The 12,877-nt window shown below is 68.2% G+C and carries 10 protein-coding genes; 8 read left to right on the top strand and 2 right to left on the bottom strand.

Annotated elements, in window-relative coordinates:
• Positions 1–68 precede the first annotated feature (68 nt).
• The 4 genes from fabI (at position 69) to QSG27_RS11100 (ending at position 4,098) form a co-directional block, all read left to right on the top strand.
• On the top strand, positions 69–917 hold the full coding sequence (gene fabI / locus QSG27_RS11115; RefSeq protein WP_306706041.1) for an enoyl-ACP reductase FabI: 849 nt from the start codon (positions 69–71) through the stop codon (positions 915–917).
• Between the two features lie 160 nt (positions 918–1,077).
• A complete protein-coding gene (locus tag QSG27_RS11110) occupies positions 1,078–2,241 on the top strand; it encodes a hypothetical protein (RefSeq protein ID WP_306706039.1) in 1,164 nt (387 codons plus the stop codon).
• Between the two features lie 197 nt (positions 2,242–2,438).
• Positions 2,439–3,530, top strand: a complete 1,092-nt coding sequence (gene aroC / locus QSG27_RS11105; RefSeq protein WP_306706037.1) for a chorismate synthase — start codon at positions 2,439–2,441, stop codon at positions 3,528–3,530.
• Positions 3,531–3,552: 22 nt separating this feature from the next.
• Positions 3,553–4,098 (top strand): invasion associated locus B family protein, encoded by a 546-nt coding sequence (locus QSG27_RS11100; RefSeq protein ID WP_306706035.1) that lies wholly within the window; start codon positions 3,553–3,555, stop codon positions 4,096–4,098.
• Between the two features lie 57 nt (positions 4,099–4,155).
• Here QSG27_RS11100 and QSG27_RS11095 read toward each other — a convergent pair whose 3' ends face one another.
• Positions 4,156–5,250: a response regulator gene (locus tag QSG27_RS11095; RefSeq protein WP_306706033.1), complete on the bottom strand. Its 1,095-nt coding sequence runs from the start codon at positions 5,248–5,250 to the stop codon at positions 4,156–4,158.
• 209 nt (positions 5,251–5,459) lie between these two features.
• Here QSG27_RS11095 and QSG27_RS11090 point away from each other — a divergent pair, with 209 nt between their 5' ends.
• Positions 5,460–6,032, top strand: a complete 573-nt coding sequence (locus tag QSG27_RS11090; protein ID WP_306706031.1) for a peroxidase-related enzyme — start codon at positions 5,460–5,462, stop codon at positions 6,030–6,032.
• 42 nt (positions 6,033–6,074) lie between these two features.
• A complete protein-coding gene (gene sppA / locus QSG27_RS11085; RefSeq protein WP_306706029.1) occupies positions 6,075–7,835 on the top strand; it encodes a signal peptide peptidase SppA in 1,761 nt (586 codons plus the stop codon).
• 86 nt (positions 7,836–7,921) lie between these two features.
• Here the strand turns inward: sppA and QSG27_RS11080 are convergent, their stop codons facing one another.
• The gene (locus QSG27_RS11080) at positions 7,922–8,167 is read right to left on the bottom strand and encodes a hypothetical protein (RefSeq protein ID WP_306706027.1); all 246 of its coding nucleotides are present in this window, start codon (positions 8,165–8,167) and stop codon (positions 7,922–7,924) included.
• Between the two features lie 481 nt (positions 8,168–8,648).
• Here QSG27_RS11080 and QSG27_RS11075 point away from each other — a divergent pair, with 481 nt between their 5' ends.
• Together QSG27_RS11075 and QSG27_RS11070 are read left to right on the top strand one after the other, a co-directional pair.
• Positions 8,649–11,732: a chemotaxis protein CheB gene (locus QSG27_RS11075; RefSeq protein ID WP_306706026.1), complete on the top strand. Its 3,084-nt coding sequence runs from the start codon at positions 8,649–8,651 to the stop codon at positions 11,730–11,732.
• Positions 11,729–12,877: PAS domain S-box protein (locus QSG27_RS11070; protein WP_306706024.1), on the top strand; the 1,149-nt coding region annotated here is incomplete at its 3' end. The genes QSG27_RS11075 and QSG27_RS11070, both read left to right, overlap by 4 nt.

Genomic DNA, 12,877 nt, shown 5'->3' with positions numbered 1-12,877 from the left:
ACCGGGCCGGTCTTTCGTGTAGGATGCGGCCCACTTTTCAAAGCATACTCTGGATGCACGAGGTACGGATGTCCAACCCGAAGCCGCTCATGGACGGCAAGCGCGGCCTGATCATGGGCGTGGCGAACGATCGTTCGATCGCCTGGGGAATTGCTTCCACGCTGGCGCAGCACGGCGCCGAGCTGGCGTTCACCTACCAGGGCGACGCGCTGCTGAAGCGCGTGAAGCCGCTGGCCGAGCAGGTGAAGGCACCGCTGCTGCTGCCCTGCGACGTCACCGACGAGGCCAGCATCGACGCGACCTTCGCCGCCATCGAAAAGGAATGGGGCAAGCTGGACTTCCTGGTTCATGCGATCGCTTTTTCCGACAAGAACGAGCTGGACGGCCTCTATCTCGACACGACGCGGGCCAACTTCCTGCGCACGATGGACATCTCCTGCTACTCCTTCACCGCGGTGGCGCAGCGCGCCGTTCCGCTGATGAAGGACGGCGGCAGCCTGCTCACCCTCTCCTACTACGGCGCCGAGCGCGTGATGCCCCACTACAACGTGATGGGCGTCGCCAAGGCCGCGCTGGAGGCGAGCGTGCGCTACCTGGCCGTCGATTTGGGCGGGCGGGCCATCCGCGTCAATGCCATCTCCGCCGGCCCGATCAAGACGCTGGCCGCCAGCGGCATCGGCGACTTCCGCTACATCCTGAAGTGGAACGAGCTGAACGCCCCGCTGAAGCGCAACGTCACCATCGGCGAGGTCGGCGGCGCCGGCCTGTTCCTGCTGAGCGACCTCGGCACCGGGGTGACCGGAGAGGTGATGCACGTCGACTCCGGCTATCACACGGTCGGCATGGTGGCGGTGGACGCCGCGGCGGAAGTGTCGCAGCTCCTGGGTTCCCTGGGCGGCGCCGGCAAGTCCGAGTGAATGGGACGGCGGGCGCGCCCGGTTCCGACCGGGCCGCCCGCCGGCAACTTCGTTACCCGTCCCGCGACATTTTTTTCCGATCATCGTATTACCTACTTTTGCGCACCGCAGCGCACCGCTATTGTTCGCGCCTACAGAAGGTTGCGGAAGGCGATGGTCGATGCGTGCACGGCGGCAATCGGATTCGGTGTCCCCGATCCTGGAGCAGATTCTCTACGGCGGCTCCAGCGTGTCGATGAATCTGATAACCATCACCCGTGACATCCCCGAGGAAAACCGCCTGTTCCGCGCCCGCGGGCTGAACAAGGCCATCCTGTTCAAGTACCCGAATTTCGACGAGGGCGCCGACGACTACGCCAACCCGATGGCGGACGAGGAGGAGGACGGCGACGCCGGGGCACGGCCCGTCGAGACCGGCATCTACATTCCGCACAGCGTCGATCACACCGAAGCCGGCGGCGTCGCCATCTATCTGCGCGCCCGCAACAGCAACCTTCTGCTGGCGGAACAGTTCGGCCTCGGCGAGGCCAACAACGAGGCCGCCGCCGCGGATCTGCGCACCCTGTCCCTGATCGACAGCGTTCCGTCGCTGGACGCCTTTCTGCTGAAGGCCTGTTTCGAAGGCGAGAAGGTCCCCGCGGACAAGCGCCACTGGGCCATCAGCGACGCCGAGGACCAGCAGCTCCGCCGTTTGATCCGGGCGCGCATCGAACCCATCGTGCGCAAGGCCATCGACGGCGGCGGCACCGGCGCCCAGAGCATCGAACGCTTCCTGGACGCCATCTGGAATCCCGAGCTTGAGGAGGCCGGCCTGTTCGTCTCGGCCTTCGGCATCGACCGCAGCGAGGCGGACCAGATCTTCAGCGCCTGGAAGGGAACCACCTTCTACGAATACCAGCTCCGCCGCATCGCGCCGCGGGCGCGGATCATCCTGAACTGGCTGAAGTCGCGGGAATGCATCCCGGTCGACATCCGCATGCACAAGCCCTACGAGACCCAGCTTCTGATGCACATCGAGAAGGTGGGCAAACTGCTGGAGACCACGCTGCTGGACATCCGGCAAATCCTGGCCGATTACGAGTCGAGCTTTTCCGCCTTCATGGCCGGCCAGCCGGAGCCTTTCCGCGATTACCTGCGCAAGATCCGCACCCATTACTGGCTGCTGGGCTATTGCGTCTCGGCCCTGACCAGCGTCGCCCATCTGGACGCCCGCTGCATGAAGAACAACCCGCAGCGCAAGCTCTACTTCGAAGCCATGCACAAGCTGCTGCGCCAGTTCGAAATCGCGCTCGACCGCCGCCGCGAACAGAAGGGCGCCTTCTGATACGGATGGAAAATGATCGCTTCCATCCTTTTCCATCCGTGAAACCCGGCAGATCAATGCACCCGCATTGATCGAGAGGGTCATGCCAACGGCATGATTTCCGCCCCTCGCGCTTGACGCGCTGGCCGAAACGCCGCAAGAAACGCGCTCCACCGTACCATGTACGGCAACATCGCGTCGCATCGGGAGTCCTCGCCATGGCCGGCAACAGCTTCGGAACGCTTTTCCGCTTCACCACCTGGGGCGAAAGCCATGGTCCGGCGATCGGCGTGGTGGTGGACGGCTGCCCGTCGCTGCTCTCCCTGACCGAGGCCGACATCCAGCCCTGGCTGGATAAGCGCCGCCCCGGCCAGTCGCGCTACACCACCCAGCGGCAGGAGCCGGATCAGGTGAAGATCCTGTCCGGCGTGTTCCAAGGGCAGACCACCGGCACGCCGGTCTCGCTGCTGATCGAGAACACCGACCAGCGGTCCAAGGACTACAGCGAGATCGCCGCCAAGTTCCGGCCCGGCCACGCCGACTACACCTATTGGAAGAAGTACGGCATCCGCGACTACCGCGGCGGCGGGCGTTCCTCGGCGCGCGAGACGGCCTGCCGCGTCGCGGCGGGTGCGGTGGCGCGCAAGGTGCTGGGCGAGGGCGTGAGCGTCCGCGGCGCGCTGGTGCAGATCGGCCCGCACAAGGTGGACCGCAGCCGCTGGGACTGGGCGGAGGTGGACAACAACCCCTTCTTCTGCCCCGACCCGCAAGCCGCCGCCGAATGGGCCGACTATCTGGACGGCATCCGCAAGAGCGGCTCGTCCATCGGGGCGGTGGTGGAGGTCGTCGCCTCCGGCCTGCCCGCCGGGCTGGGCGACCCGCTCTACGACAAGCTGGACGGCGATCTGGCCCGCGCCATGATGACCATCAACGCGGTGAAGGGCGTGGAGATCGGCAACGGCTTCGAAGCCGCCACCCTGACCGGCGAGCAGAACGCCGACGAGATGCGCGCCGGTCCCTCCATCAACAATGGCTTGGGCGAGCCGGAATTCCTGTCCAACCAGGCCGGCGGCATCCTGGGCGGCATCTCCACCGGCCAGGACATCGTGGTGCGCTTCGCCGTGAAGCCGACCAGCTCCATCCTGACCCCGCGCCAGACCGTGGATCTGGAGGGCAAGGACACCGACATCCTGACCAAGGGACGCCACGACCCCTGCGTCGGCATCCGCGCCGTGCCGGTGGGCGAGGCCATGATGGCCTGCGTGCTGGCCGACCATCTGCTGCGCCAGCGCGCCTACGCGCGGGGGTAAGGCCCATGTGGGAGCCGGAACGATGACGGGTGCGTGGCGTGGTGGACTGGTCCTGGGGCTTCTTCTGCTCGCCGCCCTTCCCGCCGCCGCCCAATCCCCCGCCTACCGCGAGCATTCGGAAACCTTCAAGGACTGGCGGCTCTACTGCCAGGTCTGGAGCGAGCCCCGCCGCGCCGAGTGCGAACTGCTGTCCCGACCGGGAAGCGACCGGCGGTCCCGCCTCGTCTGGCTGCGCTCCAGCGAACGCTGGATGGAGGGGCTGCGCTTCCGGCTCGACGAGCGGACGATGGACCTCTCGCGGATCGTCCGCGTCTGGGTGGACCGGGCGCTGTTCCGTCCGGAATACCCCTGCGAGCGGTTCGAATGGGAAACCAGCACCTGCGCGGTGACCGATCCGGACACCAACGCCCGCCTGGTGGAACGGCTGGCCGCCGGCAAGGAGGTGTCCGCCGTCGGCTCCGCCCCGGCGGGCGGCAAGGCGGAGGTGCGCTTCTCCCTGACCGGCCTCCAGCCGGCGCTGGAGCGCATGGAGGAGATCCGCCGCGACGCCGGCATCCCCTGGAAATAGCGGCCCCTGGAAATAGCGGCCCCTGGAAATAGCGGCCCCTGGAAATAGCGGCGGCGCTCAGGCCGGATCGCCCTCCCCCTCCGCCTTCGCGTATTTTTTCTTGGCAAGCTCCAGAGAGGCCAGGAGCTGCTGGCCGGTCGCCCCGCCGTCGCCGCTGATCCGCCCGTTCATCACCGCCTTGATGGCGTCCACATGGGCCTTCAGCAGGAGGCGCTCGTTGCCGGTCACGGCGGGGAAGCTGCCGTGCGTCGCCTCGTACAGCGACTTGGCGATGCGGGTGATCAGCGGATAGCCGAAGATGCCGCCCTGCCCGCGCATCTCGTGGGCGGAGCGGTTGATCTGCGCCATCAGCGCCGGGACCGCCGCGGCGTCCCCCCGCAGCCGCTCGACGCGGCGGGCCATCTCGTCCACCTCCGCCGCGATCCAGGTGGCGTAATCGCCGGCCCGGTTCTGGATCTCCGCCTCCGCCGCCTCCAGAACCTCGTCCGGCAGGGTCGGCACGGGGTCTTTCGGGGCGATGCCCATCTTGGCGCCCAGCCGGTTGGGCAGGTCGAAATGGATGACCGGGAAGCGGTCGATGCCCACGGCCTTCGACGTGCTGTGCACCACCAGGATCTCGTTGGGACCGGTCATCCGGCAGTCCATCGCCACGGGCCGCTGGGTCCGCCGCCGGTCCGGCCCGAAATAGCCCTTGGCGAGCACGAAGCGCCGCGGGCGGGCGATGGCGGCCATCAGGCGGCTGGCGATGGTGGCCGCGGAAAAGGGCTTCGCGATGAAGTCGGTGGCGCCCAGGTCGCGCGCCTGCTCCACGTAATGGCGGTCGGCGGCGCCCGACAGCATCAGCACGGGCAGGAAGCGGTCCGGCGATTTCGGGCTGTAGCGCAGCCAGCGCAGCAGCATCAGCCCATCCACCTCCGGCATCACCAGATCGGTGATGATGACGTCCACCGGCGCGGTGCCGGGCGGCAGGGCGGCCCGCCGCTCCTCCAGGAAGCGGATGGCCTCCGCTCCGCCGGATTCGGCGTGCACCGTGCCGACCCCGATGGTGCGCAGGGTGGCGGTCAGCACGTTGCGGATGAAGGCGCTGTCCTCGACCACCAGAACCGAGAGAAGGCCAAGCTTGGGCACGCCTTTGCCGACCGGATCGTTCATCGGTGGAACCACTGCGTTGCAACGGGTCGGTGTCTTCGCACGACCGGTGGCGGCTTGGCGAGACACAACGTACGAAAGGCAGGGTTGCACCCCCGGCCCGACCGGCCCGACCGGAGGTGGGGCTTTGCGAACCGCGGCGGCCCGGCTACCCTGTCGCCGAAAACGACACCAACCAGAACAACGCGACCGATCCGGAGGAGACCACAGCGATGCCGCAGCCCGATCACGTCATGGCCCTGCCCGTTCCCGAGACGCCCGACCTCGATCCGGAGATGGCGGCGCTCTTCGCCAAGTGCGAGGAAAAGCTGGGGTTCGTCCCCAACGTGCTGCGCGCCTACAGCCTGCGCCCGAAGAAGCTGCGCACCTTCGCCCAGCTCTACAACGAGCTGATGGTGGGCGAGAGCGGCCTGTCCAAGCTGGAGCGGGAGATGATCGCCGTGGTCGTGTCCAGCGCCAACCACTGCTATTACTGCCTCGTCGCGCACGGGCAGGCGGTGCGCAAGCTGTCCGGCGACCCGGAGCTGGGGGAGATGCTGGCCTTCAACTACCGCGCCGCGAAGCTGGAGCCGCGCCAGCGCGCCATGCTGGACTTCGCCTGGAAGCTGACCAAGGAGCCCTGGACCATGGGCGAGCCGGACCGGCAGGCGCTGCGCGACGCCGGCTTCGGCGAAGAGGACATCTTCGACATCGCCGACACCGCCGCCTTCTACAACATGTCCAACCGCGTCGCCTCCGCGGTGGACATGCTGCCGAACCGCGACTACCACAAGCTGGACCGCTGAAGATTGGACTGCTGACGCCGCGCAACCACCGGAGCCGCCCGGATGCTGAGGTTCTTAAGGTTCTTCGTCCGCCTGTTCGCCCTCATCGGCTTCCTCGTGGTGGCCGCCATGGTCACCGGGATCGTCCTGGCGGTGCGGCACGAGCCCGCCCAGCCCGACAACGTGGTGCTGGAGCTGGACCTCCGCGACCCGCTGGCGGAGGGGAGCGTGGACCGGCTGGGCAGCCTCCTCGGCCATGAAACGACCTTCCAGGAGGTTCTGGACGCGCTGGAGCGGGGCCGCGACGACCCGCGGGTGAAGGGCGTCCTGGCCCGTTTCGGCGGCGACGGCGCCAGCTTCGCCCAGGTGCAGGAGCTTCGCGCGGCGGTGGAGCGGTTCCGCGCGTCGGGCCGCTTCGCCATCGCCTTCGCCGAATCCTACGGCGACACCGGGGCGGGCAACCGCTCCTACCTGCTGGCCAGCGCCTTCGACGAGGTGTGGATGCAGCCGCTGGGCCTGCTCGGCCTGACCGGCCTGTCGGCCCAGATCCCCTTCGCCCGCGGCGCGCTGGACAAGCTGGACGTCCAGCCGCAGCTCCTCCAGCGGGAGGAGTACAAGAGCCTCGCCGACAGCGTCATGCGGAGCGACTTCACCCCCGCCCACCGCGAGATGATGGAATCGCTTCTGGGCGACCTGACCGGCCAGATCGTGGACGGCGTGGCGGCGAGCCGGCGCCTTCCCCCCGCCGCGGTGAAGGCGGCGATGGACCGCGCGCCCCTGCTCGACCGCGAGGCGATGGAAGCCAGGCTGATCGACCGGCTGGGCTACGCCGACGAGGCGCGGGAGGAGGCGCTGCGCCGCGCCGGGGCCGGCCCCGGCGCCGACACCATGGAGGTGGCGGACTATCTCGCCATCGCCGGTCGGCCCAACCGCGGCGGCCCGACCGTCGCGCTGATCCACGCCACCGGCACCATCACCGGCGGCGACAGCGGCAAGCCCGGCCTGGGCGAGGTCACCGCCGGGTCGGAGACCATCGTGGAGGCCATCGAGGACGCGGTGGACGACCCCGACGTCAAGGCCATCCTGTTCCGCATCGACAGCGGCGGCGGCAGCGTCACCGCGTCCGAAACCATCCGCCGCGCGCTGGTCAAGGCCCGCCAGTCGGGCAAGCCGGTGATCGCCAGCATGGGCGGAACGGCGGCGTCCGGCGGCTACTGGATCGCTCTGGCCGCCGACCGCATCGTCGCCTCCCCCGCCACCGTGACCGGCTCCATCGGCGTGGTCGCCGGCAAGATGTCGGTCGCCGGCCTGTCGGAGCGGCTGGGCGTGCATTGGGGCATCCTGGACACCGCCGCCAACGCCGGCCTGTGGTCCCCCTTCCGCCCCTTCGGCCCCGCCGGGGAGGAGCGGCTGAACGCCATCATCGACAGCAGCTACGCCACCTTCCTGGCCCGCGTGGCGGAGGCGCGGCACCTCACCCCTGAACAGGCCCGCGCCGCCGCAAAGGGGCGCGTGTGGACCGGCGCCCAGGCGCGCGACCTCGGGCTGATCGACGAGCTGGGCGGCATCACCACCGCCTTGACCCTGGCCAGGCAGGCGGCGAAGCTGGACCCGGACGCCCCGGTCACCCTGACCCCCTACCCCCGCCCGAAGCCGGTGCTCCGCGAACTGCTCGACCTCGCCTCGGGCAAGGGCGATCTCGTGGAGGCGGCGGCGGTGCTGGCCGGACTGCGCCCGGCCCTGGCCGAGCTGGCGCCGCTGGTGAACGCGGCTCGCGGCGGAGCCGTGGAGGCGCGCATGCCGCCGCTCGGCATCGGGCGGTGACGGTTCCGGTCTGAACAAAAAACAGGCCGGCGACGCCTCGCCGGCCTGTTGAAGAGTGGCTGCGGCACACCCGCGTCAATGGCGCGTCAATGGCGCGTCGCGAGCCCCGCCGAACAGAGCATCATCAGCGAAGCGGCACTGGTCCGGGTCTCGCTTTCCAAGTAACTCTGAAATCCCGGTGAGCACACCAACCGCGCAATTTCATCCTTCGAAAAGACCGGCAGGAAGGGATTGTTCGACAGCTCCTCGTAAGCAGCCCTGGCCACTACTCTCAGGCTAGGCGGAATCGCCGTGATATATCGGTCGAGAGCACATTCGTCCTCGCGCTCCATCTGGCGCACTCCTTTCCTACATTTTTCATGATGAGTGGCTACGGATCAAAGATTGCGCAAAGCGCCATTCGCGTAAAGCGACATAAGCGGACGAAGTAGCAAATCCTGCACAGTGTTGTGCCCACATCACATCATACCGATTGGGTAATCTGAGCGCTGGTGGCAAATCCCTTCGAATGCGGAGATACCCAAATACGCTCTTGACCCATCCGTCATATGCACAACGTCAAGAAGATCCCGCCGCGAACATCAGGCCCATCTTAAGAACCGGCCCCTTCGTCGGCTTCGATCGCCCCCGGTTTGTCCGGATTGACCCGAACAACTGCTTCCTATATAGCCGCCTGACCCTTCGCTATTTCACAACCGCCGCCGCACAGGAAAGAAGGACCGGCGCCGCGCAAGGGAGGGGTTTCGAATGTCACGGTCAGACGGCACATAAGTCGATAAGCCGTCCTTTTTTCCCGCAAAACCGAAGCGCTCCGTGGAACCAGAAGACAACGACCTCCCGGCCATCGCAGACACCGCACAGCCTCTTGCGGCGGCAAAACCCCAATCCCCCGCGCCGCAAGGCGGGGGCGAGAGCGCGGTTTCCGTCTACGGTCCCCATCCGGAGAGCGGGGAGCCGGTCCGCTGCATCGTCGGCATCGGCGCGTCCGCCGGCGGGCTGGAGGCGCTCCAGCGCTTTTTCGACAACGTGCCGGGAGACAGCGACCTCGCCTATGTGGTGGTTCAGCATCTGTCGCCGGTCCACAAGAGCCTGATGGTCGATCTGCTGACCAAGCACACCGCCATGTCGGTGGTGCAGGCCGCCGACGGCATGCCGGTCGAGCGCAACAGCGTCTATCTGCTGCCCCCCGCCAAGCATCTGTCCATAGAGGACGGGCGGCTGCGCCTGACCGCCAAGGACGCGGGCGGCGGCATGAGCCTGCCCATCGACATCTTCTTCACCGCGCTGGCGAAGGACCAGGGGCCGCTGGCGATGGGCGTGGTGCTGTCCGGCACCGGGTCGGACGGCACGCGCGGCCTGCTGGCGATCAAGGCGGCGGGCGGCTTCGCCGCGGCGCAGGACCCCGAATCGGCGCAGTTCGACGGCATGCCGCGCAGCGCGATGGCCACCGGACAGGTGGACGCGGTGACCACGCCCGACCGGCTGCCGGGCTGCCTGATCGAACACGCCCGCCGGGTGCTGAGCAGCAACGACCCCGCCCCGCCCCGCCCGCGCGACCGCGACGACGACCCGCTGGCGCAGATCGTGGCGGCCATCCGCTCCGTCACCGGCGTGGATTTCTCGCACTACAAGCTGGCGACCCTGCTGCGCCGGATCGAACGGCGGATGCACACCGCCGGCCTCGATTCGATGAGCGACTACGCCGCGCTGCTGCGCCGGAACAACGCCGAGACGGTCAGCCTCTACAAGGAGATGCTGATCGGCGTCACGCGCTTCTTCCGCGACGGGGCCGCCTTCGCCGCGCTGGCCGACAAGGCGATCCCCACCCTGCTGGCGAAGCGCAGCACGGCCGAGATGGTGCGCGTGTGGGTCTGCGGCTGCGCCACGGGCGAAGAGGCTTATTCCATCGCCATCCTCTTCGCCGAGGCGCAGGCGCGGATGGGCCGGTCCTTCGACGTCAAGATCTTCGCCACCGACATCGACCAGGACAGCATCGAGATCGCCAGCCAGGGCGAATACCCGCGGTCCATCGCCGAGGACGTGTCGCAGGAACGGCTGGCCCGCTACTTCACCGCCCGTGGCGACCATTATCAGGTGTCACGCGAAATCCGCCGCATGGTGGTCTTCGCCGCCCACAACATCATGCGCGATCCGCCCTTCACCAAGATCGACCTGGTGAGCTGCCGGAACCTGCTGATCTACATGGATTCGCCGCTTCAACGGAAGGTGCTCGGCCTGTTCCAGTACGCGCTGCGGCAGAGCGGGTTCCTGTTCCTCGGCACCAGCGAGACGCTGGGCGACCTGTCGGCGGATTTCCACGTCCTGGACAGCCGCAACAAGCTGTTCCAGAGCCTGCGCACGGGAACCCACCGGCTGTCGCGTCTGCTGGTCCCCACCGTCGCCGCCCCGGCGCACCGCCACGGCGACGAGGCCACGTCGCAGGCCCACGAGGAAGGGGCCGCCATCGACGAGGCGATCGCGACCCTGATGCGGGCCTACGTGCCGCCCAGCCTGCTGGTCAACGACCAGATGAACATCATGCACGTCTTCGGCGAGGCGTCGTCGATCCTGAAGGTCCCGGCGGGCGAGGCCACGCTGAGCGCGCTGAAGCTGCTGCCTTCCTCGGTCGCCATGGTGGTCGGGACGGCGCTGACGCGGGCCTTCCGGTCGGGCGAGGAATTCTCCCTCTCCAACATCCCGGTGAAGGACCGCGACGGGCTGCCCGCCGTCAGCCTGCGCGTGAAGCCCTTCGTCGCGCGCAAGACCGGGCGGCGCTTCGCCCTGATCGTGCTGGACCCCAGCGCCCCCGCGCTGGCCCTGCCGGACAGCGATTTCGACTTCGACACCGACGCCGCGGAGCGCATCCGCGGGCTGGAGCAGGAGCTGGTCTCCCGCGGCGAGAATCTCCAGGCCACCATCGAGGAGCTGGAAACCGCCAACGAGGAGCTCCAGGCGACCAACGAGGAGCTTCTCGCCTCCAACGAGGAATTGCAGAGCACCAACGAGGAGCTTCAGTCCGTCAATGAGGAGCTGTACTCCGTCAACGCCGAGTATCAGGCAAAGGTGGAGGAGCTGACCGAGGTCACCAACGACCTGGACAACCTGCTGCGCTCGACGGAGATCGGCACGGTCTTCCTGGACGGCGGCATGGTGATCCGGCGCTTCACCCCGGCGGCGGCCCACTTCATCAACATCATCCCGCGCGACGTCGGGCGGTCGATCACCCACCTGTCCACCAACATCGACTATCCGGACTTCCTCAAGGACATCGAATCGGTCTTCCGCGACCACACCCCCGTGGAGCGTCACGTCCCGGTGCGCGGCGACCGCTGGATTCAGACGCGCATTCTTCCCTACCTGACCGAAAAGGACCAGGTGGCCGGCGTGGTCGTCACCTTCGTGGACGTCACCTCGGCCAAGGCGGCGGAGCACCAGCTCCAGACCGTGCTGAACAGCCTGCCGGAGCATGTGGCGGTCATCGATTCCGATGGCGCCATTACCATGGTCAACCGCGCCTGGCACCTGTTCGGCGAGAAGAACGGGGCTGCCGCGCTGGAACGTTGCGGTCCCGGCACCAATTATCTCGATGTCTGCAACGCCGAGGAAGGAACCGAAGGCGAAGACATCGCCCGTGCCGTGAACGACGGGCTGCGCCGGATACTGGCCGGCGACATAGACCAGTTCACCATCGAATACCCTTGTCACTCGGACAAGGAGGAGCGCTGGTTCATGATGCATGCCTGCCGTCTGGCCGGACTTGCGGGAGGAGCGGTGGTCAGCCACATCGACATCACCAACCGGAAGCGGATGGAGCTGCGCGCGAGCGGGCACGGGAGCGGGCATGGGAAACCGGGCGCCCCCGCCGGAAAGGACACGGCGGCCGGGGGCGCGGCGTGAACGGATTCCGCAACGAACGTCTTCGCAAACGCGCGGAGCAGGCTCTCAACTCGGGCGGATTCGAAGGGGCGGAGGTTTCGGCGACCACGCTCAAGGAGGTCCTGCACGAGCTGTACGTGCATCAGGCGGAGCTGGAAATCCAGAACGAGGAGCTGCGCACCGCCCAGCAGGCGCTGGAAGCCTCGCGCATCCAGTATCTCCAGCTTTTCCAGTCGGTGCCGCTGGCCTGCTTCACCGTCAACGCCGCGGGCATCGTCTGCGAGGCCAACGCCGCGGCGGAGCGGCAGTTCGGCTTGCCGCTCCGCCGGCTGAAGGGCCGCCCGCTGACCCTGATGGTGGAATCGCTGGACCACGGGCGCCTGTTCACGGCGCTGGCCCGGCTGCGCGACTCCGGGCAGTGGACGCGCCAGGAATATGCCTTCGTCGGCACCCACAGCGCCATCGATGGGCTGGCCGACGCGCGGATGGTCGAGCTGGACGACGCCGACAAGGGCGACATCCTGCTGACCATCACCGACGTGACGGAACGCAACGCCTGGGTCGGCGAGCTTCAGAACGCCCGCGACGAGGCCGAACGCAGCCGCGCCGCCTACCATCACATCCTCCAGGCGGTGGCGGACGGCATCTGCGGCCTGGACGCCGACGGCGCCATCACCTTCGTGAACGCCGCCGCCCAGTCGATGACCGGCTTCGGCGCCTCCGATCTGGTCGGCCGCGGCTTCGACCGGCTGGCCGGGGGCGAGGCGGCGGACGGCGGACGGCGCGCGGTGACGCTGTCGCTGGCCGACGGGCTGGTCCGGCAGGTGGCCGACGGGCGCCTGCACCGGAAAAGCGGCGGGGATTTCGTGGCGGAGCTGACCGTCTCCCCCATCCTACAGCAGGGAGCGATCACCGGGGCCGTCGTGGCCTTCCGCGACGTCACCGCGCGGCGCACCGCGGAGCGGGCCCTGGCGGAGAGCGAGCGGCGGCACCGCACGCTGGTGCAATCCCTGTCCGAAGGGCTGGCCATGCGGTCGGCGGACGGCACGGTGCTGGTCGCCAACGCCATGGCGGAGCGGCTGATGGCCGGACCGGCGGGCGTCCTGCTCGACCCCCGCTCCCACCCCTTCGAAAGCCGCAGGCCCGGCGACCGGACGGGCCGCGCC

It is taken from the genome of Azospirillum isscasi (assembly GCF_030849505.1).
Taxonomy (GTDB): domain Bacteria; phylum Pseudomonadota; class Alphaproteobacteria; order Azospirillales; family Azospirillaceae; genus Azospirillum; species Azospirillum isscasi.
This window is presented reverse-complemented; position numbering and strand designations above follow the sequence as displayed.